34 protein-coding genes are annotated in these 25,201 nt (G+C 46.5%); 28 read left to right on the forward strand and 6 right to left on the reverse strand.

What is annotated here, in order from left to right; genetic code table 11:
- Nucleotides 1–247: 247 nt before the first annotated feature.
- Nucleotides 248–1,381, reverse strand: a complete 1,134-nt coding sequence (locus QUA20_RS04725) for an ABC transporter ATP-binding protein (protein ID WP_333185899.1) — start codon at nt 1,379–1,381, stop codon at nt 248–250.
- A 50-nt stretch (nt 1,382–1,431) separates the two neighbouring features.
- A complete protein-coding gene (locus QUA20_RS04730) occupies nt 1,432–2,001 on the reverse strand; it encodes an HD domain-containing protein (protein ID WP_333185901.1) in 570 nt (189 codons plus the stop codon).
- 145 nt (nt 2,002–2,146) lie between these two features.
- On the opposite strand from QUA20_RS04730, the gene QUA20_RS04735 reads away from it, so the two are divergent.
- Both QUA20_RS04735 and QUA20_RS04740 read left to right on the forward strand, forming a co-directional pair.
- Nucleotides 2,147–2,770, forward strand: a complete 624-nt coding sequence (locus QUA20_RS04735; protein WP_333185904.1) for a Uma2 family endonuclease — start codon at nt 2,147–2,149, stop codon at nt 2,768–2,770.
- A gap of 242 nt (nt 2,771–3,012) precedes the next feature.
- A complete protein-coding gene (locus tag QUA20_RS04740) occupies nt 3,013–3,231 on the forward strand; it encodes an SDR family oxidoreductase (RefSeq protein ID WP_333185907.1) in 219 nt (72 codons plus the stop codon).
- A 298-nt stretch (nt 3,232–3,529) separates the two neighbouring features.
- On the opposite strand, the gene QUA20_RS04745 is transcribed toward QUA20_RS04740, so the two are convergent.
- Entirely contained in the window at nt 3,530–3,721 is a 192-nt protein-coding gene (locus QUA20_RS04745; RefSeq protein WP_333185910.1) for a hypothetical protein, read from the reverse strand.
- Nucleotides 3,722–3,836: 115 nt separating this feature from the next.
- On the opposite strand from QUA20_RS04745, the gene QUA20_RS04750 reads away from it, so the two are divergent.
- From QUA20_RS04750 to QUA20_RS04785, 8 genes are all read left to right on the forward strand, one after another.
- Nucleotides 3,837–6,605: an ATP-binding protein gene (locus QUA20_RS04750; protein ID WP_333185912.1), complete on the forward strand. Its 2,769-nt coding sequence runs from the start codon at nt 3,837–3,839 to the stop codon at nt 6,603–6,605.
- Nucleotides 6,598–7,929: a response regulator gene (locus QUA20_RS04755; protein WP_333185914.1), complete on the forward strand. Its 1,332-nt coding sequence runs from the start codon at nt 6,598–6,600 to the stop codon at nt 7,927–7,929. The genes QUA20_RS04750 and QUA20_RS04755 overlap by 8 nt, the downstream gene beginning before the upstream one ends.
- A gap of 252 nt (nt 7,930–8,181) precedes the next feature.
- Complete coding sequence (locus tag QUA20_RS04760; protein ID WP_333185916.1) at nt 8,182–10,296, forward strand: ATP-binding protein; 2,115 nt, start codon at nt 8,182–8,184, stop codon at nt 10,294–10,296.
- Nucleotides 10,297–10,300: 4 nt separating this feature from the next.
- The gene (locus tag QUA20_RS04765; RefSeq protein WP_333185919.1) at nt 10,301–10,519 is read left to right on the forward strand and encodes a hypothetical protein; all 219 of its coding nucleotides are present in this window, start codon (nt 10,301–10,303) and stop codon (nt 10,517–10,519) included.
- On the forward strand, nt 10,516–10,698 hold the full coding sequence (locus tag QUA20_RS04770) for a hypothetical protein (RefSeq protein WP_333185922.1): 183 nt from the start codon (nt 10,516–10,518) through the stop codon (nt 10,696–10,698). The genes QUA20_RS04765 and QUA20_RS04770 overlap by 4 nt, the downstream gene beginning before the upstream one ends.
- Nucleotides 10,699–10,834: 136 nt before the next feature.
- Nucleotides 10,835–11,557 carry an FAD-dependent thymidylate synthase gene (gene thyX, locus QUA20_RS04775; protein ID WP_333185925.1) on the forward strand — a complete coding sequence of 241 codons (723 nt, stop codon included), beginning with the start codon at nt 10,835–10,837 and terminating at the stop codon, nt 11,555–11,557.
- A 143-nt stretch (nt 11,558–11,700) separates the two neighbouring features.
- A complete protein-coding gene (gene dut, locus QUA20_RS04780) occupies nt 11,701–12,135 on the forward strand; it encodes a dUTP diphosphatase (protein WP_333185926.1) in 435 nt (144 codons plus the stop codon).
- Between the two features lie 38 nt (nt 12,136–12,173).
- Complete coding sequence (locus tag QUA20_RS04785) at nt 12,174–12,731, forward strand: dCMP deaminase family protein (protein WP_333185929.1); 558 nt, start codon at nt 12,174–12,176, stop codon at nt 12,729–12,731.
- A 241-nt stretch (nt 12,732–12,972) separates the two neighbouring features.
- Here QUA20_RS04785 and QUA20_RS04790 read toward each other — a convergent pair whose 3' ends face one another.
- From QUA20_RS04790 to QUA20_RS04800, 3 genes are all read right to left on the reverse strand, one after another.
- A complete protein-coding gene (locus QUA20_RS04790; RefSeq protein WP_333185931.1) occupies nt 12,973–13,458 on the reverse strand; it encodes a salt stress protein, Slr1339 family in 486 nt (161 codons plus the stop codon).
- A 72-nt stretch (nt 13,459–13,530) separates the two neighbouring features.
- Nucleotides 13,531–14,136, reverse strand: a complete 606-nt coding sequence (locus QUA20_RS04795; protein ID WP_333185934.1) for a VWA domain-containing protein — start codon at nt 14,134–14,136, stop codon at nt 13,531–13,533.
- Nucleotides 14,137–14,255: 119 nt separating this feature from the next.
- Nucleotides 14,256–14,732 (reverse strand): NAD(P)H-quinone oxidoreductase subunit N, encoded by a 477-nt coding sequence (locus QUA20_RS04800; protein WP_333185937.1) that lies wholly within the window; start codon nt 14,730–14,732, stop codon nt 14,256–14,258.
- A gap of 435 nt (nt 14,733–15,167) precedes the next feature.
- Here QUA20_RS04800 and rplC point away from each other — a divergent pair, with 435 nt between their 5' ends.
- From rplC to rplO, 18 genes are all read left to right on the forward strand, one after another.
- The gene (gene rplC / locus QUA20_RS04805) at nt 15,168–15,803 is read left to right on the forward strand and encodes a 50S ribosomal protein L3 (protein WP_333185939.1); all 636 of its coding nucleotides are present in this window, start codon (nt 15,168–15,170) and stop codon (nt 15,801–15,803) included.
- Nucleotides 15,804–15,986: 183 nt separating this feature from the next.
- Nucleotides 15,987–16,619 (forward strand): 50S ribosomal protein L4, encoded by a 633-nt coding sequence (rplD, locus tag QUA20_RS04810; RefSeq protein ID WP_172190394.1) that lies wholly within the window; start codon nt 15,987–15,989, stop codon nt 16,617–16,619.
- Nucleotides 16,612–16,920 (forward strand): 50S ribosomal protein L23, encoded by a 309-nt coding sequence (locus QUA20_RS04815; RefSeq protein WP_172190395.1) that lies wholly within the window; start codon nt 16,612–16,614, stop codon nt 16,918–16,920. The genes rplD and QUA20_RS04815 overlap by 8 nt, the downstream gene beginning before the upstream one ends.
- Before the next feature lie 182 nt (nt 16,921–17,102).
- The gene (rplB, locus tag QUA20_RS04820) at nt 17,103–17,966 is read left to right on the forward strand and encodes a 50S ribosomal protein L2 (protein ID WP_172190396.1); all 864 of its coding nucleotides are present in this window, start codon (nt 17,103–17,105) and stop codon (nt 17,964–17,966) included.
- Between the two features lie 113 nt (nt 17,967–18,079).
- A complete protein-coding gene (rpsS, locus tag QUA20_RS04825; RefSeq protein WP_041623488.1) occupies nt 18,080–18,361 on the forward strand; it encodes a 30S ribosomal protein S19 in 282 nt (93 codons plus the stop codon).
- 96 nt (nt 18,362–18,457) lie between these two features.
- Nucleotides 18,458–18,817, forward strand: a complete 360-nt coding sequence (gene rplV, locus QUA20_RS04830; protein ID WP_172190397.1) for a 50S ribosomal protein L22 — start codon at nt 18,458–18,460, stop codon at nt 18,815–18,817.
- 111 nt (nt 18,818–18,928) lie between these two features.
- The gene (gene rpsC / locus QUA20_RS04835; protein ID WP_172190398.1) at nt 18,929–19,657 is read left to right on the forward strand and encodes a 30S ribosomal protein S3; all 729 of its coding nucleotides are present in this window, start codon (nt 18,929–18,931) and stop codon (nt 19,655–19,657) included.
- Between the two features lie 114 nt (nt 19,658–19,771).
- Entirely contained in the window at nt 19,772–20,191 is a 420-nt protein-coding gene (rplP, locus tag QUA20_RS04840; protein ID WP_172190399.1) for a 50S ribosomal protein L16, read from the forward strand.
- Nucleotides 20,192–20,348: 157 nt separating this feature from the next.
- Entirely contained in the window at nt 20,349–20,630 is a 282-nt protein-coding gene (gene rpmC / locus QUA20_RS04845; protein ID WP_172190400.1) for a 50S ribosomal protein L29, read from the forward strand.
- 67 nt (nt 20,631–20,697) lie between these two features.
- Nucleotides 20,698–20,946, forward strand: coding sequence for a 30S ribosomal protein S17 (gene rpsQ, locus QUA20_RS04850; RefSeq protein ID WP_015178711.1), 249 nt, complete (start codon nt 20,698–20,700; stop codon nt 20,944–20,946).
- Between the two features lie 127 nt (nt 20,947–21,073).
- Nucleotides 21,074–21,442 carry a 50S ribosomal protein L14 gene (gene rplN, locus QUA20_RS04855; protein ID WP_172190401.1) on the forward strand — a complete coding sequence of 123 codons (369 nt, stop codon included), beginning with the start codon at nt 21,074–21,076 and terminating at the stop codon, nt 21,440–21,442.
- Between the two features lies 1 nt (nt 21,443).
- The gene (gene rplX, locus QUA20_RS04860; protein WP_216670624.1) at nt 21,444–21,806 is read left to right on the forward strand and encodes a 50S ribosomal protein L24; all 363 of its coding nucleotides are present in this window, start codon (nt 21,444–21,446) and stop codon (nt 21,804–21,806) included.
- Between the two features lie 114 nt (nt 21,807–21,920).
- Nucleotides 21,921–22,466 (forward strand): 50S ribosomal protein L5, encoded by a 546-nt coding sequence (gene rplE, locus QUA20_RS04865; RefSeq protein WP_172190402.1) that lies wholly within the window; start codon nt 21,921–21,923, stop codon nt 22,464–22,466.
- Between the two features lie 22 nt (nt 22,467–22,488).
- Nucleotides 22,489–22,893, forward strand: coding sequence for a 30S ribosomal protein S8 (rpsH, locus tag QUA20_RS04870; RefSeq protein ID WP_006634988.1), 405 nt, complete (start codon nt 22,489–22,491; stop codon nt 22,891–22,893).
- Nucleotides 22,894–23,015: 122 nt separating this feature from the next.
- Nucleotides 23,016–23,564, forward strand: coding sequence for a 50S ribosomal protein L6 (gene rplF, locus QUA20_RS04875; protein WP_172190403.1), 549 nt, complete (start codon nt 23,016–23,018; stop codon nt 23,562–23,564).
- A 2-nt stretch (nt 23,565–23,566) separates the two neighbouring features.
- Nucleotides 23,567–23,929, forward strand: coding sequence for a 50S ribosomal protein L18 (gene rplR, locus QUA20_RS04880; protein ID WP_333185947.1), 363 nt, complete (start codon nt 23,567–23,569; stop codon nt 23,927–23,929).
- 128 nt (nt 23,930–24,057) lie between these two features.
- Entirely contained in the window at nt 24,058–24,603 is a 546-nt protein-coding gene (gene rpsE, locus QUA20_RS04885) for a 30S ribosomal protein S5 (protein ID WP_172190405.1), read from the forward strand.
- Between the two features lie 145 nt (nt 24,604–24,748).
- A complete protein-coding gene (gene rplO, locus QUA20_RS04890) occupies nt 24,749–25,195 on the forward strand; it encodes a 50S ribosomal protein L15 (protein ID WP_006634984.1) in 447 nt (148 codons plus the stop codon).
- Nucleotides 25,196–25,201: the final 6 nt, after the last annotated feature.

Here is a 25,201-nt window from a genome sequence, read left to right on the forward strand (position 1 = left end):
CACTAATTGTATCATTACTCCGTAAATTAATAAATGTCAACTGTAAATTTTTGTAACGAGCAATAAAAACCTCCCCACTCGAAAAGTCAGTCTATCAGGACTTACGCATGGGGGGAGAAATCCGGTTTCTACTAAAAATTTGGGACGAGGAACGAAAAATACAGGAAGAAACCCGGTTTCTGAGGTCAGCGTGCACAAATCCTATCTATTTAAGATTTGAGATTTCCAGATTTTAGGTTCAATCGAGTTAAGGATAAAGCGCCTCACCTGTGGATGGGTCAAATATAAATAGTCGATCGAAGTCAAGCTGTACCTTCAGGCGATCGCCCGATCGCAAGCGAACACTCGCAGGTATTTGTAACTGTACATTAGTTTCCGCGCTCACCAAAGGCAAACTAGCCCGAATTAAAGTTTCTCGCCCCAGAGGTTCCACTACTTTTACCTCTACATCAAGAGGAACTTTTTCTAAAGCCCAAACATCGGTTTTCAAATCATCATCTTCTACTGTTTGTGGGGTAAAGATTTCTATATTTTCTGGACGGATGCCCAAATCAAATCCTTGTCCTTCTCTCGCCTGCAATTTTTTCTGAATCGAGGGCGGACAGGCTAAAGCTTGATTTCCTACTTGAAAGGATTCGTTAGTATATATTACAGGCAAAATGTTCATGGCGGGATTGCCTAAAAATGTGGCAACCATGCGGTTAGCTGGTTTGGCATAAATGCTTTGCGGGTCTCCAATTTGTTGAATTTTTCCTCCATTTAAAACTACAATCTTATCAGCTAAAGTCATCGCTTCCACTTGGTCGTGGGTGACGTAAACTGTGGTAATTCCCAGCCGTTGATGCAGTTGTTTTAGTTCGGCTCTAGTGTCGTCTCGCAGTTGAGCGTCGAGGTTAGAAAGCGGTTCATCTAAAAGGAATACTTTCGGTTCGCGGGCGATCGCCCTTCCCAGTGCTACCCGCTGCTGCTGTCCGCCTGATAGCTGTTTGGGCTTACGCTTGAGGAGGTGGTCTATCGAGAGCGATCGGGCCACTGTTTCGACTCGTTCTTGAATTTTAGTCGGGTCAACATTCCGCATCCGCAATCCAAAAGCCAGATTTTCTGCGACAGTCATGTGCGGGTAAAGCGCGTAATTTTGAAACACCATTGCTACATCCCGCTGTCTGGCCGGAATGTTGTTAACTAAATTATCTCCGATGTAAAGATTGCCGGAAGTTGCGGTTTCTAAGCCGGCAATTGTCCGCATAATTGTGGATTTCCCGCAGCCGGAGGGCCCGACTAATACCCAAAATTCCCCGTCCGGGATTTTGAAGCTGATGTTTTCGATCGCGGTGACGTTTTGGTAGCGTCGGGTAATATTTTCTAAGCGAACATTTGCCATTTTGTGACTGTAATTGGTAATTGATAATTAGTGATTTTTACCTTCAGTCTTCAGCCTTCAGAAAACTGTTGAAATTCTAAAACTGTGCGGTCTAATTCTTCCACTATAGGCGTTAACTCAGCTTTGCGGAATGCTTCTACTAAAGAACGATAATACCAGAGAGAACCCTCTTTGCCGCCTTTGAAGCGTTCCCAAACAACGTCACCCAATTGACGGGAATCTTTCAGGATCGATCGAACATTATAAAGTTTATCAGCAGCCGAGACTAATCTCACTGAGGCAGAAGCTGTAGAAATGCGATCGATATAAGCTTGTTTTCGCTGACGCCAAGGGGGTTTCGGCGTCTCGTCACTGTCGGTACAGCCGTCTACAATCGCTGTGACGGTATCGCCAAAGCGGTGGCGGATGGCTTCGCGGGTGGTGGGGCCGCCTCGATCTTCGATCGCATCGTGAAGCAAAGCTGCGATCGCCTCATCTTCATTTGCCCCATATTCTAAAGCTATACTAGCAGTGCCCAACAAATGGGCAATGTAGGGAACGCCCGAACCTTTGCGAAGTTGGGTAGCGTGCAATTCGGCGGCATAGGTGAGGGCTTCAGAAAAACGGTTTGAGAGAATCATGAAAGTCACCTTTCTCAATTGCTATGATATATAAATTATTGGGCTAAGTTGAACAGACAAAATCTACCAAATTCCATAAGATCGTAAAGATGCGATCGAGAGCGATCGCTTGTACAATTATAATCGTTAAAGAGAGGTTGCGAGCATGACAGCTACTATAATTATACCCAAAAATGCCGACCAAAACTCAGAACCAGAATCTCATCAAAAATTAGAAAATATACCCGAAATTCACCCTGAATCTGAGCGAGAAAAAGTCATATCTCTAGAAGAGTTTTTAGTCAAGCCTGTTGATAGAATGGAATGGGTTGACGGCAACTTATTGGAGAAAACAGGAATGACATTCAAGCACGGTCTCGCTCAATCTAAATTATCTACATCCTGGAGAAATTACAAAAATTCCAGCGGACTGGGAGGAGAAGTTGTTACAGAAGTCCTTTGCCGCACTAACAAACAGGGTCGCCGTCCCGATGTTGCTTACATTACTCCTGAATTGTTGCCAGAATCAGGCAATTTTACAGCATTTTCCCAAAGTTTTCCTTTGATAGCAGAAGTTGCTTCCCCGGAAGATAGCGGCGAAGAGTTATTTGCAAAAGCTCAAGAATATTTGGAATCGGGATGTTTAGAAGTTTGGTTGCTGTTTCCTGAAGCTAGATTAATATTTGTGAATGCAGGGCAAAGCTGGCGGTTGTTTAATGCCGATGAAGTTGTTAACACTCAAAGTGTGCTTGCAGGTTTTAGCGTAGCTGTGGGTGAATTGTTGGCTTGAGTAATTTGTTAAAGTAATTTATTAAAAGTAAAAAATTAAAAACTAAAGGTGAGAAACTTTAGCTTAAAAAATAGGTTAATGAGAAGGTGGGATCGAACAAAGCGAGTTTAAGATAGAACTCAAGGTAACTTTAAAGTATTGATACAGTCGATCGCGCTCTCAATCTAACGTTGCGCTTTTCCAAATCAACGTCAAAGGCGTTTTTCTAGGTTTGTAAGAGGCCGCAACTCGGCTTGACGATCGTGGACGAAATCAATTTTTCTGCGTCTGTTACCCGTTTGATGTTGCCGACTTATGGCGTTTACTCAGCAACCAAAGCTGCAGTAGAGCAGTTAACAGGGGTGTTTGCAAAAGAAGTCGCAGCGCGGGGCTTCACAGTTAATTATTTTTCTCCAGAACCTACAAATACTGACTTGTTTCTAGAGGGTAAAGTAGTTCAATACTTTAACCAGTATAATTAAGGTATCTCTAGCTGTGGTATCTGTCAATGCCCAAGCCCGATGTATTTATTACGTTTCGCGTCACTCAAGAAGAGAAAGAATTATTAAATAAAAATTGCGATCGAGAAGTGAGAAATCAAACCAGTTGTGCTAAGAGATCGGATTAGGGGAATGCGGTTTAGACTGAAAATGACTGACCTTAAACGGTAAGTAGATTAATCTCACGACTAGAATCCATAGGCTTTCTCTGCGATTTTGTGTAAGCGGTAGTCTTCGATTGGAATTGGGTTGAGAGATTGCGGGTGGAGTGCGATCGCCTTTAAACTTGAGCCAGAACGATCGCCCGATTTACTACAAAAAAAAGTCGGCTAACAGATCCGAGCCGATCGCAGCCTCCCAGCCACTCCACCAACCAACGGCACATCAACCAACTCAGCGATTGTTGTACTTCCGTGACAAAAGAAAACCACTCGCAACTTACTAATGCGACTGCTCGTTGGAGGTACGACATTAATTGTTAGCGTCGGTGTCTAGCCAGGTATTTAAGCACCTTGAAAGCTCTACCAAGGTGGATTGAACATCAAGCTAGCAATTCCTCAAGTCTATTTTCTAGAGAAGCCACTACCATGTCTGTGCCAAACTCATCCCTGAATCTATTTAAACTTAAGCGCAAACTTTCCCTGCGATCGCTCTTGATTGTCCCGTTTGTTCTACAAATCTTTGCAGCAGTTGGATTAACCGGATATATTTCTCTGAGAAATGGACAGAAGGCAGTCAATGATGTTGCCAGTCAGTTACGACAAGAGATGAGCGATCGCCTCAACCTGCAAGTTCTGAACTATTTGGAAAAACCTTATATTGCCGGACAAGTAATTGTGGCTGCGGCTCAGAAGAAACAGTTAGATTTAACCGATGTAGCGAAACTGGAGCAGATGCTCTGGCTGTTAGTCAGGCAAGACCTCATCGAACAAATGACGATTGCCAAGCCTGACGGTACGAGCGTGTCGATAGAGGAGCTAATAGATGGAAGTATCGTTTCTCGGATTGGTAGCAAAGCGAATCTCCCGCAGCGCTCAATTTATAGCCTAGACGATCGAGGTCAACAGATTGCCCTGATCGAAACTCAACCAGATTTTAACCCACTGAAACGACGTTGGTATACGCTTGCACAGGAAACCGGAAAACCAGCCTGGACAAAGCCCTTCATAGGCAAGGCAACTAAAGAGTCTGCAATTTCCCTATGCCAGCCAATCTATAGCGAGGATCGAACGTTGTTGGGGGTTCAAAATAGTGTCTTTCGGACTAGCAAGATTCATCGCTTTCTGAGTGAGCTAAAGGTAGGGCAGACGGGTCAAACTTTTATTATCGATCGCTCGGGTAATCTGATTGCAAGTTCAACTATCAAAGAGCCTTACATCATTGACCTGAAAAATGATAATTTGCAACAAATTCCCGCCGAGAAGTCTGAAAATTCTGTAATTCGTGCCACAGCGCAAGCAATCCTCGATCGGTTTGGCAACTTTACCGCCATTCAACAAAGTCAACAGCTTGATTTTCTGCTGGCAAATCAGCGGCAGTTTGTTCAAGTTTCAACCATTCAAGACGAACGAGGGATCGACTGGTTGAGCGTCGTTGTGGTGCCTGAATCAGATTTTATGGCACAAATCAATGCCAATACTCGCACCACCATTTTGCTGTGTCTAGGGGCTTTGGCGGTGACGACTATACTGGGTTTGTTAACTTCGCGTTGGATTACAAAACCGATTTTGCAGCTACAAAAAGCCAGTCAGGCTATTAGCTTCGGACAGTTAGACCAAACACTTCAGGTGCAAGGCATTAGTGAATTAGAATCGCTGGCAGATTCCTTTAACCAGATGGCAGGTCAACTCAAAACCTCCTTTATTAAACTGGAAAGTCGGGTTGAGGAACGCACCGCAGAACTGAAAGAAGCAAAACTGGTAGCCGATAGCGCGAACCAAGCAAAAAGCGAATTTCTCGCCAACATGAGCCACGAACTCCGCACTCCCCTCAACGGCATTTTGGGCTATGCTCAAATCCTCAATCGCAGCAGCGCATTGCCAGCAAAAGAACGTCATGGGGTAGAGGTCATTTACCAGTGCGGTTCTCATTTGCTGACGCTGATTAACGATGTGTTGGACTTGTCCAAAATTGAAGCCGGCAAACTAGAACTTACACCTAAAGCGATTCACTTTCCCTCATTCCTCCAAGGTGTGGCTGAAATCTGCCGCATTCGTGCTGACCAAAAAGGCATTGACTTCGTTTACAATCCCGATCCGCAGTTGCCGGAAGGGGTTTTTGCCGATGAAAAACGGCTGCGTCAGGTATTACTCAACTTGCTGGGAAATGCGATTAAATTCACCGACAAAGGTGCTGTTACGATCGAGGTTGCCGTAGTTGAGAATCATTCCAATCCGTCCACTCGCTCTTTCAAATTTCAAGTTGAAGATACGGGCGTAGGAATTGCGCCCGATCAATTGGATCAAATTTTTCAGGCTTTTGAACAAGTCGGCGATCGCCAGCGCCAAGCCGAGGGCACGGGTTTAGGACTGGCGATCAGCCAAAGAATTGTCCAACTCATGAACGGACAGATCCAAGTTAAGAGCCAACCCGGAGTCGGCAGTGAGTTCTTTTTTGAGGTGGAACTGGCGATCGCCACCGATTGGGCACAGCAAAACTCCTTCACAACAGGAAAACAAATTATTGGTTACGAAGGACAACGACGCAGCATACTTGTGGTAGACGATCGTTGGGAAAACCGAGCCGTTCTCGTCAACTTGTTAGAGCCACTAGGATTCCAACTTAGTGAGGCAGAAAATGGACAAGCAGGATTGGAAAAAATCCGACAGTCTCAACCTGACTTAGCGATTACAGATTTGGTGATGCCAGTGATGGACGGCTTTGAACTGCTCAAACAAATTCGCAGTGCCAATGATTTGCAACACCAGAAGATCGTTGTCTCTTCTGCATCAGTCGCACAAGCCGATCGACAGATGAGTTTAGATGCCGGGGCAAATGATTTCTTAGCAAAGCCAGTGGAAGTTAGTGAATTATTTAACCTCTTAGCCACTCATTTAAATTTGGAGTGGAAATATGAAACGACATCAAGTAATTCTCAGCCAGCCACTCCGACGACTGGATTACAAAATTCAGAGATAACTATTTTTCCTGCCACTGTGGAGTTAAAGACGTTACTAGAAATGGCTCAAAAAGGCAATTTAAAACGGCTCCGAGAACACACAGAGCAGATTGCTCGCTCTAACCCTCACTACGCTAGTTTTGCCTCACAAGTTATTCAACTTGCGAAGCAATTTAAAGCCGAAGAGATTGAAGACTTGCTGAAACAACACCTCACAAGGGAGAAAGCCGATGTCTAGTCCTGAATTAATTCTGGTGGTGGATGATACCCCTGCAAACTTAGAAGTGGTTTGTGAAACCTTAAGTGATGCGGGGTACGAAGTAGCAACCGCGATCGATGGCGATCGCGCTCTTAAGAGAGTCCAAGCTTATCCTCCCGATCTGATCTTGCTCGATGTTCAAATGCCAGGAATTGACGGCTTTGAAACCTGCCAACGTCTGAAAGCAGATCCCAGAACAGCCAGTATTCCGATCATTTTTATGACCGCTCTCTCCGATGCCGACAGTAAGGTGAAAGGATTTGTTCTGGGTGCTGTGGACTACATCACCAAACCCTTTCAAGAACAAGAGGTGCTGGCACGGGTGAAAACTCATTTGCAGCTACGGCAGCTAACTAAAAATCTCGAACAGCGTGTAGCTGAGCAAACGGCTGATTTAGAAGCAGCATTCACACAACTGCAACAGTCTCAGCTTCAGTTAGTCCACACCGAAAAGATGTCTGCTTTGGGCAATTTAGTGGCGGGTGTCGCGCACGAGATTAATAATCCGCTTGGCTTTATTGCTGGCAATCTGAAACCCGCTCAAGACTATATTAAAGACCTCTTTAAACTGATAGATTTCTACCAAAAAGAACTCCCTTGTCCAAGTGCCTCGCTACAGGCAGTCGTGGAGGAAATAGATTTGGAATACTTGCAAGAGGATTTACCCAAGTTGATCGATTCGATGCAAGAAGGAGTCGATCGCATTCGCACAATCAGTACCAGTTTAAGAACCTTCTCCCGTTCGGATTCCGATCGCCCCATTCATTACAATATTCACGACGGGATTGACAGCACGCTCTTGATTCTCAAACATCGCCTCAAAGCCAACGAATCTCGCCCGGAAATTCAAGTCATCACAGATTATGGCGATCTGCCGCAGGTAGAATGCTTTGCCGGACAGTTGAATCAGGTATTTATGAATCTGCTGGCCAATGCGATCGATGCCCTTGAAGAATCAAATAAAGGACGCAGTTTTGCTCAGATCAAAGCCAACCCCAACCAGATTACTGTCAAAACCCAATTGTCGGAATCTCAGGCAGCGATCCGAATTCAGGATAATGGGATTGGCATGACGGATGCGGTGAAGCCAAAAATCTTTGAGCATCTGTTTACCACCAAAGGCGTGGGGCAAGGAACAGGGCTAGGATTGGCGATCGCTCGTCAAATAGTAGTCCAGAAACACTCTGGAACTCTAGAAGTAAACTCTAATTTAGGTGAAGGTACAGAGTTTGTGATTTCAATTCCCGTGAAGGCGATCGCTGTAAAAGACCTTCAGGCAAAGATCTGCGTTGACGCAGCATAAGAAATCGTTGCAGCGGCAGTATAAAGATGATGGGTGATGCTGCAAAGGCGATCTGCGGCCGCTGAACTCAACCTTTGTTATAGATATCATTAACGGAACAATGCCAGTATGCCAGATGAATCATCGCCTCCTTCCTTCCCGAAGCTCTTTAAAGTGCCATTACAGGCGATTCTAATTGTCCCATTTGTTGTTCAAACGGTGGGCGCAGTGGGTATTATCAGTTATCTTTCCTTCAGGAACGGACAGAAGGCAGTGAACGATGTAGCAGCTCAGTTGCGCCACGAAACGAGCTCACGCATCGCACAAAATCTAACTCACTTGGTTGCCACTCCTTTTCAAGCGTTTGAAAGTTATGAAGCTGCACGAAGCCAAAACCGGATCGACCTTAATAACGGAAGGGATATAGAGAAGTTCCTGTGGCGACAACTTCCTGCTTTTAGGAATCTCAGCCTGACAGCGTTCATTACAACCAATCAAGAGTTTTTTGGTGCTGAGCGGCAAGATGATGGTGCGATCGTGATCCGCACTTCTGAAGTAGAAAGTAACCGTGCGCTGATCACCTACCGTACTAACTCAAGCGGCTCACGACTCGAAGTCATAAGCGCTGGCGAGCCGAACTTTGAGCCACACCAACGGCCTTACTACAAAATTCCAGTCCAGCAGAGGGAAGCAACCTGGGGAAAAGTGTTTCGGCACGTCAGTGGCAAAACGATGTATATTGCGCCTGGCAAACCCGTATACAACCAGGCAGGTGAGCTGCAAGGCGTGTGGATGGCGAGCTTAAACTTGTCAATGATTGGGGATTTTCTCAGAAGCCTCAAAATAGGAACAACCGGACAAAGTTTTATTCTGGAACGTTCTGGAGAAATGATTGCCACCTCTACAGGCGAAAAACCGTTCCGATATTATCCAGACAAAGTTGTGCAACTGCCAGAAGAGCGGGTTGAACGACTCAATGCGATCGATAGCGAAAATTCCACCACTCAGAAAACCAGCCAGTTTTTGCTAGAGAAGTTTCAAGATTTTGACCAGATCCAGGGATTTCAGCAGCTTGAGTTTTCTATTAAAGGTGAACGCCAGTTCGTGCAAGTTGCTCCTTTTCGGGATGGCAGGGGGATTGACTGGCTGGTGGTTGTCACCGTTCCAGAATCAGACTTTATGGCACAAATTAATGCCAATACTCAAAGTACGATTTTGTTAAGTCTACTGGCGCTAGCTATTTCTCTGGGAATTGGCATACTCACCACTCGCTGGATTACTCAACCGATTTTGCAGCTCAATCAAGCATCTTCGGCAATGGCTGCCGGAACTCTGAGCCAAGCGGTGACAGAATCATCTGTGTATGAGTTGCAACAACTCACGCAGTCGTTTAACCGCATGGCTCAACAGTTACAGGAATCATTTAACACGCTGGAACAAGCCAATGAACAATTAGAGCATCGAGTCGAAGAACGCACGGCTGAGCTAAAAGCGGCAAAGGATGAAGTTGAAACTGCCCTGAGAGAACTACAACTGGCCCAGACTCAACTGATTCAAAGCGAGAAAATGTCGAGTTTGGGGCTGCTAGTTGCCGGAGTTGCCCATGAAATTAATAACCCAGTGAATTTTATCTATGGCAATCTCAGTCATGCCGATGAATACACTCAAGAACTCTTAAAACTCGTGCAAGCCTACCAGACTCATTACCCCGAACCTCCAGCAGCGATCGCACAGCAGTCAAAGGCGATGGATTTAGATTTTATGGTTAACGATCTATCTAAGCTGATCGAATCAATGAAAGAGGGGGCGCGACGAATTCAAGACATTGTCTTAGCATTACGAACATTCTCTCGGCTGGATGAAGCAGAAGTTAAATCAATCAATATTCATGATGGCATTGATAGCACGCTGGCTATTCTGGGCAACCGTCTGAAGCCCAAGCCGAATCATCCAGGAATAGAAATCCTGCGAAACTATGGTTCTCTTCCCCTGGTGGAGTGCTATCCGGGACCGCTCAATCAGGTTTTTATGAACATCTTATCTAACGCCATTGACGCCATTGAAATTGCGTTTAAGCAGGGAAAACAAATGACTCCCGCAATCTCCATTCATACGGCCCTCATCGACGAGAGTCGGGCCCAGATCCGAATTGGGGACAACGGCATCGGCATTCCAGAAGCTATCAAACAGCAAATCTTTGACCCCTTCTTTACAACCAAGCCGGTTGGAAGTGGCACTGGCATGGGGCTGGCAATGAGTTATCAGATCGTCACCGATCGGCATCAGGGCACTTTAAGTTGCAGCTCACACTCTGGAGAAGGCACGGAATTTGTAATTCAAATTCCGCTCAAACAGAATTTGAGAGATGAGGAGCTATCTAGAGAGTGAGCAGTTGTCATTGGCCCGTGCGATCGCCGCATCACACGGCACTGAAGTCGATGAAACAAGCTACAAAGAAGTGGTTCACAACAGGAAGATGAGCATCATTAAAGGTGCTTTATTCCTTGGCTGCATTCTATCCGATCTCTCGAAGTGTTCCGCCAGATCGCCCCTTCAAACTATCCAAACTATTGATATAGTAGTACCCGGTGCAAAAAACGGTAAACCATGACAGCCACAAATCTCGTCAATAAATTTGAGTACAAACCCCTATACAAACCAAATCAATTAATTTGCGGAACGGGGCAAACAGCCATTGTCAGCGGCTGGACAGTAAAAAGTGCGATCCTCTTCGAGGGCTGCGCTAACGGCAAACATCTACAACCTCAAGAATATGCTGCGATCGGGTAACTTTACTAGGACTCAGGTTTTAGCGTAGCTGTGAACGAATTATTAGCTTGAAAAACTTGCCAAGAATGCCATCTTATGAAATAATTTAAAATGTTAAATTTTTTAACTATAGCGAGCTTCAAAAATAAAAATATATATGGATAGATTTCGAGTAGAAGTTATTTCTCAAACACCAAATCCTCAGCAAGTAATTTACGCAGCCCTCCATCAAGACTATACGGAGAATTTCGTATTTGACGATCGCGATTCCTGGCCCTCAGACGCAGAATGTGGCGAAATTATCATCAAAAGGCTCCTCGCAGGCGATCGGGGGCATTACGGCCCCTTAGAACATCCCCAAATTATTTTTAATTGCGGCTACTTTCCCCACAGTGTCATGCAGCAAGCCAGGACACATCGTGTAGGAGTATCATTTGATGTGCAATCTCTGCGTTATACAGGCAATCAATTCCTGGATGCAGCAGTCGGCAAAAAAGACATAGAAGATATTTTTTACCTACGTCCAGTAGATTATTATACAGACCGCGAAGGCAAAAAATACTACTATTCTCCCGAACAAAGACAAAAAGATTTAGAGTGGTGTCTAGAAGCCGCTAAACGTTATAAAATTGACTTCGACGCCGGTATGTCCGAGGAACACGCCAGAGGCAAATTACCCTTTGACTACCGTCAGCATTTTGTAGTCAGTTTCAATTTAAGGTCTTTCCTGCATTTTTCTGACTTGAGAAATAAGAAAAATGCTCAACTGGAAATTCAAAAACTCTGCGAAATGATGTGGCCTCATTTTGAGAATTGGGCACCGGACATTGCCAATTGGTACACAACTACTCGTCTGGGAAAAGCAAGGCTAGCGCCGTAATATACAGCGTACTCCAGGTTTATGAAGTGTAGTAGGGACACCGCACCGTGCCTTGTCCCTACGGGGATTGAGCGATATGGGGTATACTTCATAAACGTGGAATCTGCTGTAGCCGAAGGTAGAAGGTAGAAGGAAGAAACAAAATGAAACTAAAAATTCTGCAACTGCATGAATTAGCGATAATCCCGCAGTATGCCCATGATACTGATGCTGGACTGGACTTATTTTCTATAGATGAATTAGAAATTACTCCGGGAAAAAGCCAGTTAATTAATACAGGCATATCCATAGAATTACCCCAAAAAACAGAGGCTCAAATTCGTCCCAGAAGCGGTTTAGCTCTCAAGCACCAAATCACTGTACTCAATGCACCAGGAACAATAGATGAGGGCTATCGAGGCGAAATCAAAGTAATCTTAATCAATCACGGTCAAACTTCTTTTCAAGTGACAAAAGGCATGAAAATTGCTCAAATGGTAATCGCGCCGGTAATTCACGTGGAAATTGAAGAAGTAAAAATGTTAAGTACCAGCTCTAGGGGAGATAATGGATTTGGCTCGACTGGAATCTCGCCATAAATCAATTATCTCAATACAGTTATAATTCTACATTTTAAATGGACAATACACCAGACAACTACGAACCCCTTCAAAGACCAAACTGGGACGAATACTTTTTAATGTTGGCAAAATTAGCCGCAACTCGATCGACTTGTCTGGCATTTCCCGTAGGTGCGGTAATAGTTAAAGATAGGCAAATTTTAGCCACGGGTTATAACGGTTCGCCGTCAGGTTCGGCACACTGTACAACTCAAGGCTTCTGCTATCCTGGTTTGAGTAGTTGCGACGCCAGCAAAATTTTGCCATCAAGGGCGGTTCACGCTGAAGCAAATGCGATCGCCAAAGCTGCTAAACACGGTATATCTACTGCTGGGGCTAGTATTTACGTCACTTTAGAACCCTGCATCTATTGTTTGAAATTAGTCATTGCGGCTGGAATTCGAGAAGTGTTTTACGAAACGACTTTTAACAGCGGAGAAAAAGCTGCTTTGAGAGATACTTTTATCAGTGAAGGTATTGTTGAGTTAATACAAATTCAGCTATCTGAAGATACAGCAAAAAAGGCAGCTTTGTCTCTGCTGAATCCTACCTCTGTGTCCCAAAAATTAGTGTAGGATCAATCCTCCCCGTGGTTGTCGCAGCCACAGGAAGTAACTGTGCTGTGTTCCTATAAATGATATTTATTTGCTAGCCATTTGTAGGGATACGGCACTGCCGTATCCTAAACCCAGCGTGATACAAATGATATTTATTTTACGCTTTGTAAAGACACAGCACTGCCGTGTCCTTACAACAAATAGAGATGGCAATTAACCAAAAAACGTCCTTACAAATTGTGAATACCGTGTAGTTGAATCAATCAAACTCATTCACAGCTTGCAAATAGTCGATCGCTGCATCTATCCTCGAAGAATACTTAAAAGCAAACTGATCGAACCAATATCCCTCATCGGAATTCTTATCCAACTTTTTCAGCCAAACCTGAGCTTGCCTAACTTTCTGTCTGTGCGTTTGTACCTCCAACTGCGGCCCCGCGACTTTTTCTGCTGGCCGCGGTTCAAGTGAAGCCACTTCCTGAGCTTTATTTTGTGCTTCGCGATCAGCCTTAACCCGTTCCTGTGAAGCTGCTTCCTGAGCTTTATTTGGCGCTTCGTACTCAGCCTTAATTTGAGCTAAATCCCGATCCAAAGGACTAGCATACAAATTTATATCTGATGTTTTAAATGTTGGATTTGACGGCGCTTGTGCTTGCACCGACGCCTGACTTTTCAACTCAGCAATTTTTTGAGATGCTTGATACTCTGCCTTAAGTTCACCTAACAGGCGATCGATCGATTCCATAACTTAAACCCCCTAAAAAATGCTGCTGGGAAAACTGGCCCCAATATACTCACCGAAACTTCGCCCGCCTCCTCAATCAGTTATTGCATTCAGCAATACCTCCGTCAGGGTCATTCCTTCAATATCATCCATCGTGACAGTATCAACGATATCGAATTTAGCCCCAGCGCTTTGCAGTTCGTCATCCAATATCTTGAGAAACTTAGTCGCTTCCGGCGCATTCCCTACTTGAATGAAAGAAATCGCCAACTCTTCATCTCGATCGAGCTTCCGCGAAGCTTCTATAATCGTTTTCATCACTTCTTTGCGATCGTCCGGTTCTCCGTCCGTCACCACTAATATTGTTTCCCCATTTTGCTTGGTCTTACCGGATGCTTTGCGCTGAAAATAACTGTTCAGGGCGTCTTGCAGCACAGCAGCTAAATTCGTAGTTCCCGAAGGTTCGTTTTCTTGGAAAATTTGCACGACTTTAGCTGATGTTACGTTGTCATAGCGCTTGAAGCGACCGGAAAACAAATAAACTGTTAGGCCGTCCGGGTCGAGTTCTTCGCATTTATTCGCTAATGCGATCGTCGATTCTTGCATGAGCGCCCACCGACTTTTACCGCCCGTCTGGTCTTTCGTGTACATACTGCCGCTTTTGTCAATGATGAGTGTATAATCGCGGTTCTGAAGCATAAGATTTTTCCTGTTAATTAAGTTTTTTCCCAAAAAAATTAAAACCAGCGAGCAGAAGCTGTTGAGCTTTAGTTGCTCGCTGCATTTTTTAGGTGATTTGCGATCGAAAATAGCCGAATTTAAGCTGCAACTAAAGCATCTTTAAGTGGCTTCCAGCTAAAAGCTCGATCGCCACCCATCTCCACTGCTATTTTAACTCGCGGTTCTAACGTCGGCAAAACAGTCAAATACTCAATCTCCTGACTCGACAAAATTTGCCCTTCAATAATCCACAGCACCAGTCCTTTTGCTTTCGGCGGCAAATTGTCTAATTGAGTTTGCAAAATCGGCGGCAGGTAGTATGTATAACCCACAGCCGCTTCGTTGCCAGTAGTTTTCTTGCCCAAATGCGGCGGCCGCACCCCGTGAACCCCCGTCAAATACATCGCCAAATCTCCCAAACCCCGCGCCGTAATCGTGTGCGCACCGTAGCCCGCAGCCCTCAGCCTGCGCAGGTAGCGCCCCTCAAATCCTCCCTCTAAAGGAACATACAGGGCCAGCGACCCCGACTTTTCCAAATCCCGAATCAGATCCGAGCCCGTCGTAATCAGTCCCATAAATTTCTGTGTCCTGCTGTATCAAAATTTGGTCGATCGCTGCTTGCGAGCTTGAAATATTATAAATCCTAAAGTTGAGGCGAAAAATTCTCATCGCGGCCTTGACAAACGGCAAACACTTCATGTACTATTGTGAATTGTCGTCGCCGTAAAGGATACTGAGTATATTTATGCTCAAGTCCTGGCGCAAACAAGCAAGACCGAAAAATAAACTCGGAGATTTAGCAGGTAAAAAGCCGCATATCTAAACTCTTGCAAGACTTCCACAAGCTCGCTCCCAAATTTAAAACTCCAATTTTAAACACCGAGGAAGGCTGTTGGTTGATAACAGTTAATTGCAGGAACACTGAAATAAATGTTTCTGCACAAGAGCAAGCGGATTGACGTAAACTTCGCAATCCGAAACCTCTTGCGTACATAAAAGGAAAAAAATCCGTGTCTGTAGGCATTCTTGGCACTAAACTAGGCATGACTCAAGTGTTTGACGACCAAGGGAGAGCAATCCCTGTCACCGTCATACAAGCAGGGCCTTGTACAGTAACGCAAATTAAAACGAAACAAACTGACGGCTACAGTGCCGTTCAAGTTGGATACAACGAAGTCAAGCCAAAGGCTCTCAACAAGCCAGAATTGGGACACCTTGGCAAGTCTGGGGCAAATCCATTGCGCCACTTGCAGGAATACCGCTTGCAAGATACCAGTTCATTTGAATTAGGTCAACAACTAAAAGCAGATACCTTTACACCGGGACAAATAGTAGATGTCATCGGTACAAGCATCGGTAAAGGTTTTGCAGGTTTTCAAAAGCGCCACAACTTTAAACGAGGCCCCATGTCTCACGGTTCCAAGAACCACCGCGAGCCTGGATCGATCGGACCTGGAACTACTCCCGGTCGCGTTTATCCTGGGAAAAGAATGGCAGGACGTATGGGCAACGTTCAAGTCACCGTCCGCAAACTAACAATTGTCCGGGTGGATGCAGAGCAGAATTTGCTGCTAATTAAGGGAGCAGTTCCCGGCAAAGCTGGTGCCTTAGTCAATGTTGTGCCTGAGAAAAAAGTAGGACGTTAGTCAGTAGTAAGTAGTCAGTAGTCAGCAGTCAGTAGATAGTGGTTGGCCGTTAGTAGCAAGCAATAACTAAGAACTAAAAGCTGAAAACTAAGAGCTGAAAACTAAGACCTGAGAACAGACAACAGACAACAGACAGCAGACAACTAACAACAGACAACTAACAACAGACAAAGGACAAAAGATATGGTTAACTGTGTAGTGCGAAATTGGCAAGGCGAAGAAGTTGGGGAAACAACTTTAGAACTGCGCGTAGCCAAAGAAGAAAATGCGTCTCACATCGTTCACAGAGCATTGACGCGGCAACTGAATAACGCCCGTCAAGGAAATGCTTGCACCAAAACTCGATCGGAAGTCAGAGGCGGCGGCCGCAAACCCTGGCGTCAAAAAGGCACCGGCCGAGCCAGAGCAGGTTCTATCCGTTCTCCGCTGTGGCGGGGCGGCGGTGTCATCTTCGGGCCAAAACCGAGAGACTTTGAAGTCAAAATGAACAAAAAGGAACGCCGTCTCGCTTTGCGCACAGCATTCCAAAGTCGCACCGAAGACATCATTGTGGTTGAAGAATTTGCAGAGCAATTTCCGAGACCGAAAAGCAAAGAATTGCTGAGTGCGATCGCTCGCTGGGGCATCGAACCCGATACAAAAGTTCTGTTAATCTTGCCAGAACCGCAACTAAACGTCTACTTATCAGGACGCAACATCGAATTAGTAAACGTCATCTTGGCAACTTCCCTGAATGTTTACGACGTTCTCGCGGCTGACAAAATTATCGTCACATCTACAGCCATAGCTAAAATTCAGGAGATTTACGGTGAGTAAAATCGACCCCCGCGACTACGCAGATTTGATCCAGCGTCCGATTCTCACCGAGAAAGCTACCCGAATGATGGAATTAAATCAATTCACATTCGACGTAGCCCCCAAAGCGACCAAGCCTCAAATCAAAGCTGCAATCGAAGAACTGTTTAAGGTTAAAGTCACCGCAGTTAACACCCAAAACCCGCCGCGCAAAAAGCGTCGAGTTGGCAAATTCGTCGGCTTTAAACCTTGTTACAAGCGAGCAACCGTAACTCTGACGGACGGAGACTCGATCCGCAAACTCCTATTCCCAGAAGTCTAGACGATTTTGGATTTTAGATTTGAGATTTTAGATTTTAAATTGCGGTTAACTGGTGGAAATTCTCGAACCATAAAACTCGTAAGTTAACCAAAGATCGCCAATCTTCAACCTAAAATCTAAAATCGATAAACGTCAAATCCAAAATCCAAAATCCAAAATCCAAAATCTAAAATAGATCGATTATGGGCATCCGTTCTTACCGACCTTATACCTCCAGCACCCGGGAACAGACCGTCTCGGACTTCGCTGAAATTACCAGATCAGAGCCTGAAAAGTCTCTAACCAGCAACAAGCACACCAAACAAGGCCGCAACAACCGAGGCGTCATTACCTGCCGCCACCGGGGAGGCGGTCACAAACGGCTGTATAGAGACATCGACTTCCGCCGCGACAAACACAGCATTCCAGCTACCGTCAAGGCAATCGAATACGACCCCAATCGCAACGCCCGCATCGCCCTCCTGTTCTACAAAGACGGCGAAAAACGGTACATCCTGCACCCGCTCAACTTAAACGTCGGTACAGTAATTGTCTCAGGCCCAGACGCGCCGATCGAAATCGGTAACGCCCTTCCCCTGAAGAACATTCCCCTCGGTACCAGCATCCACAACGTCGAGCTAGTACCCGGAAAAGGCGGACAAATCGTTCGTTCCGCCGGCTCCAGCGCTCAGCTAATGGCAAAAGAAGGTACCTACGTCACCCTCAAACTGCCATCCGGTGAACAGCGCAAAGTCCGCGCCGACTGCTACGCCACCATCGGTCAAGTCGGCAACACAGACGCCAGAAACATCAGCCTCGGCAAAGCAGGTCGCACCCGCTGGAAAGGTCGCAGACCCACCGTTCGCGGTAGCGTCATGAACCCGGTAGACCACCCGCACGGCGGTGGCGAAGGCAGGGCTCCCATCGGACGTCCGGGACCTGTCACTCCTTGGGGCAAACCAGCATTGGGTGCCAAAACCCGACGCAAAAACAAACGCAGCGACGCTTTAATCGTCCGACGCCGCCGCAAATCTTCCAAACGCGGCAAGGGCGGCAGACAAAGTTAGTCATCACTCAGCAGTCTTCAGTCCTTAGTTGTTAACTGCTAACTAATGACTGAGGACTGATGACCCATGACTGCTGAACCCTGATTAATGACTCCTGAATTACTAAAAAAATCATGTCTCGATCGCTAAAAAAAGGCCCGTTTGTCGCAGATCATCTGATGACAAAAATCGAAAAACTCAACGCCGCAGGCCAAAAACAAGTAATTAAAACTTGGTCGCGCTCTTCCACAATCCTGCCCCAAATGGTAGGTCACACGATCGCCGTTCACAACGGCAGACAGCACGTACCAGTCTACCTCACAGACCAAATGGTAGGCCACAAACTAGGAGAATTTTCCCCCACTCGTACCTTTAGAGGTCACGCAAAAAGTGGTGATAAAAAGGCAAAAAGATAGCCTAATTAGGTGACAGGTAATAGGTAGTAGGAAAAAAAATTACCAATTACCAATTACCTTTTCCCAAATTACCAATTACCAATTACCCAAATCGAAATGGCTATAGATACCACATCCGAAATTAAGGCGATCGCCCGTTACATCCGGACATCCCCCTTCAAAGTGCGCCGAGTCCTCGACCAAATTCGCGGCAAAAGCTACCAAGAAGCGCTGATTTTACTCGAATTTATGCCCTACCGCGCCTGCGAACCAATCGTCAAAGTTTTGCGATCGGCAGTAGCAAACGCCGAACACAACGCAGGATTGGATAAAGCCAAGCTCGTAGTTTCTCAAGCTTACGCAGACCAAGGCCCAGTCCTCAAACGATTCAGACCCCGCGCTCAAGGTCGCGCCTACCAAATCCGCAAGCCAACTTGTCACATTACCGTAGTAGTGGCTCCGCTCGTAGAAAACTAATCAGGGAAAACGTAATAGGTAATAAACAGCTTTAAGTTGAAAAAACAGGTAATCACCAATTACCAATTACCAGTTACCAATTACCAATTACCAACTAACTCATCAACTTTTATGGGCCAAAAAATACATCCAATTGGTTTCCGCCTCGGCATTACCCAAGAGCACCGCTCTCGCTGGTTTGCTGACGCCAGAAACTATCCAGAACTCTTGCAAGAAGACTACAAAATTCGCAAGTACGTCCGCAAAACCCTCAGCAATGCTGGAATTTCCTCAGTCAGAATTGAGCGGAAAGCCGATCAAATCGACCTCGAAGTATTCACCGCCAGACCCGGCGTTGTCGTCGGTCGCGGCGGAGCAGGCATCGAAACTTTGCGCGTCGGTTTGCAGCAGCAACTCGGTAGCAACCGCCAAATCCGCATAAACGTCGTCGAAGTCCAGCGAGTAGATGCCGATGCCACACTGATCGCAGAATACATCGCTCAGCAACTAGAACGGCGCGTATCCTTCCGCCGAGTAGTCCGCCAAGCAATTACCCGCGCCCAAAAAGTAGGCATCCAAGGCATCAAAATTCAAGTCAGCGGACGCCTCAACGGCGCAGAAATCGCACGTACCGAATGGACGCGCGAAGGAAGAGTCCCCTTGCACACGCTGCGGGCAGACATCGACTACTCCTACTGCACAGCTCAAACCATCTACGGTATTCTGGGCATTAAAGTTTGGGTTTTCAAAGGCGAAATTATTCCCGGACAGGAACAAGAGGCTGCACCAAATGCAGCAGTGCCCCGCACCAAACAAAAGCGCCGCCGCCAGAATTTTGAAGATCGATCGAACGAAGGCTAACTAATTGTTAACTGTTAGTTGTCACTTGTTAACTGTCAGTTGTTCTAAACCAATTAGCAATTAGCAATCACCAATTACCAATTACCAATTACCAATTACCCAACTCCCAAAGCCATGTTAAGCCCTAAAAGAACCAAATTCCGCAAACAACAGCGCGGGCGAATGAGCGGTGTTTCCACCCGTGGCAACACAGTTAGCTTTGGCGAATTCGCGCTCCAAGCCATCGAACCCGCCTGGATAACTTCCCGCCAAATAGAAGCCGGACGGCGCGCCATGACCCGCTATATCCGCCGGGGCGGCAAAATCTGGATTCGCATTTTTCCCGACAAACCAGTCACCCAGCGCGCAGCAGAAACCCGGATGGGTTCTGGTAAAGGTAATCCTGAGTTTTGGGTTGCCGTAGTCAAACCAGGCCGGGTAATGTTTGAAATTGGTGGCGTAAATGAAGAAACTGCGCGCGAAGCAATGCGTTTGGCATCTTTCAAATTACCAATTAAAACCAAGTTCATCACTCGCGAAGAAGGCCAGTCATAGCGATAATCGAAGGTAGAAGTAGGTCGGCATTGGTCAAAATTTTAAACGGCTACAGCAATTTAAAATCGGTCATTCATAACTTTTCTTTCCTTCGACATTCAGCATCTAGACAATTCTGTCTTCAAAAGACCGATCGCTAACGAGAAAGCACACAATTATGTCTTTGCCCAAGATTAAAGAAGCTAGAGATTTAAGCGATGCCGCACTAGCAGAGCAAATTTTAGCCGCCAAGCGCCAACTAATGGAATTGCGGCTCCAGCAAGCTACCGGCCGCATGGAAAAGCCTCACCTGTTCAAGCACGCCAAGCACCGCGTCGCTCAATTGATGACAGTTGAACGCGAGCGCCAAATCGCTGCTGATGCAGAAGCGGCAGAAAAATTAGTCGCAGCTAAAGATGCCGCAGATTCGGCTCCCAGCGCAGAAGTCAGCCAAGAGTAAGCAGCAGCCTAGCCTCGGCTCGCACAGTAGCTAAAAAAACTCAATTGCAGAACAACAATAGGTAGGTATGGCAATTAAAGAACGAGTTGGCGTAGTAGTCAGCGACAAGATGGATAAAACCGTCGTGGTAGCAATCGAAAACCGCTCCTCCCACACCAAATACGGCAAAATCGTAGTCCGCACCAAGCGGTACAAAGCTCACGACGAAGAAAACCAGTGCAAATCGGGCGATCGCGTCCGCATCACTGAAACTCGCCCTTTGAGCAAAACCAAACGCTGGACGGTTGCTGAGATTTTCGGTGCAAAAAATGGCTAACAGTTAATTCTTAATTGCTTTGAAGCGTGCGATCGTCAAATCAATCGATCGACCCTGTGATTAACCATCAATTAGCAATTAGCAGTTAGCAGTTAGCAAGCATCAAATTACCTTTTCCCCAATCACCATGATTCAACCCCAGACATACCTCAATGTCGCTGACAATAGCGGAGCCCGCAAACTGATGTGCATCCGCGTATTGGGAGGCGGCAACCGCCGCTACGGCGGAGTCGGCGATGTCATCATTGCCGTCGTCAAAGACGCCATCCCCAATATGGCCGTCAAAAAATCAGATGTCGTCCGGGCTGTCATTGTCAGAACCCGCAAAGGCCTGCGCCGCGACAGCGGCATGAGCATTCGTTTTGACGATAACGCCGCCGTTATTATCAACGTAGACGGCAACCCCAGAGGCACTCGGGTTTTCGGTCCCGTAGCCCGCGAACTGCGCGACAAAAATTTTACTAAAATCGTTTCCTTAGCCCCGGAGGTACTTTAAAATGTACGGAAAAAAGGGTAAACCAACTAGCGAACTGCAGCGCTACAGAATGCACGTCAAAGCAGGCGACACCGTGCAAATAATTACTGGCAAAGAGAAAGGAAAAGTCGGAGAAATCTTAAAGACATATCCTAAAGTCAGCAAAGTAATTGTTAAAGGTGTAAATATCAGAACCAAGCACGTCAAGCCCCAGCAAGAGGGAGAATCAGGCAAAATAGTCACGTTTGAGGCTCCCATTCACAGCTCAAATGTCATGCACTATTCCGAAAAAGAGAAAATAGCGAGCCGCGTTTGCTATACATTTAGCGAAGATGGTCGGAAACTGCGACAGCTCAAAAAAACCGGAGAAATCCTCGATAATTAGTCATAAGTCATTAGTGATTAGCTGACAACTAACAACTGACAACTGACAACTAACAACTGACAATCGACAAATTCCCTGACCAAGCCCAGGGACAGTTAACGAAACACAAAAACTATGCCGGACAAACTCAAGGTTCTTTATCAAGGAAAAATCGTTCCCACACTGATGGATCAGTTTAAATATACTAATATCCATCAGGTTCCCAAACTCGTCAAAGTCACCGTGAACCGCGGTTTGGGAGAAGCATCTCAAAACGCTAAGGCACTGGATTCGTCGATCAGCGAAATTGGCATCATCACCGGGCAAAAACCGGTGGTGACGCGGGCGAAAAAAGCGATTGCAGGCTTCAAAATCCGCAAAGGAGTACCCGTCGGCGTTATGGTGACGCTGCGCGGCGATCGGATGTACGATTTTCTCGATCGGCTGATCAACCTCGCACTCCCCCGAATCCGCGACTTCCGCGGCATCAGCCCCAAAAGCTTTGACGGGCGCGGCAACTACAGCTTGGGTCTGAGAGAACAGCTCATTTTTCCAGAAATAGAATATGACCGCATCGATCAAATTCGAGGCATGGACATTTCAATAATCACCACAGCAAACACCGACGAAGAAGGACGCGCCTTGCTTAAAGAAATGGGAATGCCGTTCCGGGACAACTAAGCACTAGAGTAAGAAGCAAAAGATGGCAGCTAACGATACCATAGCAGATATGTTGACGCGCATTCGCAATTCTTGCATGGCGCGCCACCAAACAACGCAAATTCCAGCTACAAAAATGACCCGCAGCATCGCCCAAGTCCTCAAAAGTGAAGGCTTTATCGGCGAATTTGAAGAAGCAGAAGCAGAAGGGATCAACCGACATTTAGTGCTTTCTCTAAAGTACAAAGGTAAAACTCGCAAGCCCATTATCACGGCACTTAAGCGAGTTAGCAAACCAGGACTGCGCGTTTACTCGAACCGTAAAGAATTGCCCAGAGTGTTAGGCGGAATTGGCATAGCCATTATTTCCACCTCCAGTGGCATTATGACGGATAGAGAAGCTCGACGCCAAGGTTTGGGCGGTGAAGTGCTTTGTTATGTTTGGTAGTCATTAGTCATTAGTCATTAGTCACCGCTCGCGGGCAACAAACTCAAAAATCGATCGCTAAGGACTAATAACTAAAGACTAATAATCAAGGACTAATAACTAAAAACAAAGGACAAAAAACTATGTCGCGAATTGGCAAGCGTCCGATTAGCATTCCCAATAAAGTCACCATCACCCTAGACGGTCAAAAAGTAGCCGTCAAAGGCCCTAAAGGTGAACTTTCCCGAGTTATCCCAGCCGAAATCCTCATGGGACTCGAAGGCGAGACTTTACTCGTTACCCGCCGAGACGAATCTCGCGTCGCCAGACAACTGCACGGCTTGTGCCGCACCCTAGTCGCCAACATGGTCGAAGGTGTATCCCAAGGTTTTCAGCGGCGCCTGGAAATTATCGGCACAGGTTATCGGGCACAGGTTCAAGGACGGAACCTGATTTTAAACGTCGGTTACAGCAAACCCGTTGAAATGCCCCCTCCAGAAGGCATCACAATGGCAGTTGAAGGCAACACCAACGTCATTGTCTCCGGCATTGACAAAGAACTCGTAGGCAATACAGCAGCCCGCATCCGCGCGGTGCGTCCGCCCGAAGTCTATAAGGGCAAAGGCATTCGCTACAGCGGCGAAGTCGTCCGGCGCAAAGCTGGTAAAACAGGCAAAACAGGTAAGAAGTAACAATGAAGCTTACTCGCAAAGAATCAGTCCAGCGCAGACACCGCCGGGTGCGGCGCAAGGTGTTCGGCACCTCCGAACGTCCCAGACTAGCGGTATTTCGATCGGATCAGCACATCTACGCCCAAGTAATCGACGACACCGCACAGCACACTTTGGCTGCTGCGTCAACCCTCGATCCCGAATTGAAGTCAAATCTCAGTTCTGGTGCCAACTGCTCCGCGAGCGTGCAAGTCGGTCAGTTGATTGCCAAACGCTGTTCCAGCGCTGGCATAGTCAAAGTAGTATTCGATCGCGGAGGCAACCTCTATCACGGTCGCGTCAAAGCCCTCGCAGAGGCAGCTCGCGAAGCCGGGTTAGACTTTTAGGAAGAAGGAAGAAGTCCGATGGAAGTCGGAAGAAGGAAGAAGGAATCAATAAAATTCTTAATTCCTCATCGTTAATTCCTCATTCCCGACTACCAGTTACTAATCCTCAATTCCCACAAGACAAAACTATGGCAGAACAAAAAGAACAGCGCAACAAGAAAAAAAGCAGCGGCAACAAAACGCGCGAAAAAGAATCCGAATGGCAAGAACGGGTCGTCCAGATCCGCCGCGTTACTAAAGTAGTCAAAGGCGGTAAAAAACTCAGCTTCCGCGCCATAGTCATTATCGGCAACGAACGCGGTCAAGTTGGAGTGGGAGTCGGCAAAGCTAGCGACGTAATCGGTGCCGTTAAAAAAGGCGTCGCTGACGGCAAAAAGCACCTAATTGAAGTCCCCCTCACCAAAGCTAACTCCATCCCTCACCCCATCAACGGTGACGGTGGCGGAGCAAAAGTCATGATGCGTCCGGCCGCTCCGGGAACCGGGGTAATTGCAGGGGGAGCAGTGCGAACTGTTCTCGAACTAGCAGGAGTCCGCAACATCTTAGCAAAACAGCTAGGTTCTGGAAATCCTTTAAACAACGCCCGAGCAGCAGTCAACGCCCTCTCCACCCTCCGCACATTGTCCGAAGTTGCTCAAGAACGCGGAATTCCAGTAGAAAACCTCTACGGTTAGGGCATAGAGAATGGGAAACTGTAAGTTTTGAGTGTTAAGTGCTTGCGTTGAGAATAAAAAAATCCGCAACTCAAAACTCACGCACTCAAAACTACTGCGCCCCCGCTCTCTAAATACCAATTACCAATTACCAATTACTAAAACTATGAGATTGCAAGACGCCCGACCCAAAGCAGGCTCCCAAAAGCGCCCCCGACGCTTGGGCAGAGGTATTTCTGCCGGTCAAGGCGCGAGCTCCGGCAAAGGGATGCGCGGTCAAAAATCTAGAGCCGGTAGCGGCACTAGACCCGGTTTTGAAGGTGGTCAAAATCCCCTTTACCGCCGTCTGCCTAAGCTGAAAAGCTTCCCTTTAGTGAACCGCAAAGAGTACACTACCATTAATGTAAGTAAATTAGCATCGCTGCCAGCAAACACAGAAGTTACTCTCACCTCTTTGATCCAAGCAAAAATTGTCACCACAGACGACGGGCCGCTGAAAATCTTAGGAGATGGCGAACTGAATGTGCCTTTGCAAGTGCGGGCCTCGGCTTTTACTGCAGGTGCTCGCACCAAAATTGAAGCCGCCGGCGGAAGTTGCGAATTAGTTGCGTAAAGATTT

This window comes from Microcoleus sp. Pol7_A1 (genome assembly GCF_036701085.1).
In the GTDB taxonomy this organism is placed as follows: domain Bacteria; phylum Cyanobacteriota; class Cyanobacteriia; order Cyanobacteriales; family Microcoleaceae; genus Microcoleus; species Microcoleus asticus.

Coding starts and splice junctions, on each gene's coding strand:
- rplX (WP_216670624.1), top strand. CDS start 21,444: ATGTACGGAAAAAAGGGTAAACCAACTAGCGAACTGCAGCGCTACAGA.
- QUA20_RS04790 (WP_333185931.1), bottom strand. CDS start 13,458: ATGGAATCGATCGATCGCCTGTTAGGTGAACTTAAGGCAGAGTATCAA.
- rplO (WP_006634984.1), top strand. CDS start 24,749: ATGAGATTGCAAGACGCCCGACCCAAAGCAGGCTCCCAAAAGCGCCCC.
- QUA20_RS04730 (WP_333185901.1), bottom strand. CDS start 2,001: ATGATTCTCTCAAACCGTTTTTCTGAAGCCCTCACCTATGCCGCCGAA.
- rplB (WP_172190396.1), top strand. CDS start 17,103: ATGGGCATCCGTTCTTACCGACCTTATACCTCCAGCACCCGGGAACAG.
- rplV (WP_172190397.1), top strand. CDS start 18,458: ATGGCTATAGATACCACATCCGAAATTAAGGCGATCGCCCGTTACATC.
- dut (WP_333185926.1), top strand. CDS start 11,701: ATGAAACTAAAAATTCTGCAACTGCATGAATTAGCGATAATCCCGCAG.
- rpsS (WP_041623488.1), top strand. CDS start 18,080: ATGTCTCGATCGCTAAAAAAAGGCCCGTTTGTCGCAGATCATCTGATG.
- QUA20_RS04785 (WP_333185929.1), top strand. CDS start 12,174: ATGGACAATACACCAGACAACTACGAACCCCTTCAAAGACCAAACTGG.
- rpsE (WP_172190405.1), top strand. CDS start 24,058: ATGGCAGAACAAAAAGAACAGCGCAACAAGAAAAAAAGCAGCGGCAAC.
- QUA20_RS04750 (WP_333185912.1), top strand. CDS start 3,837: ATGTCTGTGCCAAACTCATCCCTGAATCTATTTAAACTTAAGCGCAAA.
- rpsC (WP_172190398.1), top strand. CDS start 18,929: ATGGGCCAAAAAATACATCCAATTGGTTTCCGCCTCGGCATTACCCAA.
- QUA20_RS04795 (WP_333185934.1), bottom strand. CDS start 14,136: ATGCTTCAGAACCGCGATTATACACTCATCATTGACAAAAGCGGCAGT.
- QUA20_RS04770 (WP_333185922.1), top strand. CDS start 10,516: ATGACAGCCACAAATCTCGTCAATAAATTTGAGTACAAACCCCTATAC.
- rplN (WP_172190401.1), top strand. CDS start 21,074: ATGATTCAACCCCAGACATACCTCAATGTCGCTGACAATAGCGGAGCC.
- rplE (WP_172190402.1), top strand. CDS start 21,921: ATGCCGGACAAACTCAAGGTTCTTTATCAAGGAAAAATCGTTCCCACA.
- rpmC (WP_172190400.1), top strand. CDS start 20,349: ATGTCTTTGCCCAAGATTAAAGAAGCTAGAGATTTAAGCGATGCCGCA.
- thyX (WP_333185925.1), top strand. CDS start 10,835: ATGGATAGATTTCGAGTAGAAGTTATTTCTCAAACACCAAATCCTCAG.
- rplF (WP_172190403.1), top strand. CDS start 23,016: ATGTCGCGAATTGGCAAGCGTCCGATTAGCATTCCCAATAAAGTCACC.
- QUA20_RS04725 (WP_333185899.1), bottom strand. CDS start 1,381: ATGGCAAATGTTCGCTTAGAAAATATTACCCGACGCTACCAAAACGTC.
- QUA20_RS04735 (WP_333185904.1), top strand. CDS start 2,147: ATGACAGCTACTATAATTATACCCAAAAATGCCGACCAAAACTCAGAA.
- rplD (WP_172190394.1), top strand. CDS start 15,987: ATGGTTAACTGTGTAGTGCGAAATTGGCAAGGCGAAGAAGTTGGGGAA.
- rplP (WP_172190399.1), top strand. CDS start 19,772: ATGTTAAGCCCTAAAAGAACCAAATTCCGCAAACAACAGCGCGGGCGA.
- QUA20_RS04755 (WP_333185914.1), top strand. CDS start 6,598: ATGTCTAGTCCTGAATTAATTCTGGTGGTGGATGATACCCCTGCAAAC.
- rpsH (WP_006634988.1), top strand. CDS start 22,489: ATGGCAGCTAACGATACCATAGCAGATATGTTGACGCGCATTCGCAAT.
- rplR (WP_333185947.1), top strand. CDS start 23,567: ATGAAGCTTACTCGCAAAGAATCAGTCCAGCGCAGACACCGCCGGGTG.
- rpsQ (WP_015178711.1), top strand. CDS start 20,698: ATGGCAATTAAAGAACGAGTTGGCGTAGTAGTCAGCGACAAGATGGAT.
- QUA20_RS04800 (WP_333185937.1), bottom strand. CDS start 14,732: ATGGGACTGATTACGACGGGCTCGGATCTGATTCGGGATTTGGAAAAG.
- QUA20_RS04745 (WP_333185910.1), bottom strand. CDS start 3,721: ATGTCGTACCTCCAACGAGCAGTCGCATTAGTAAGTTGCGAGTGGTTT.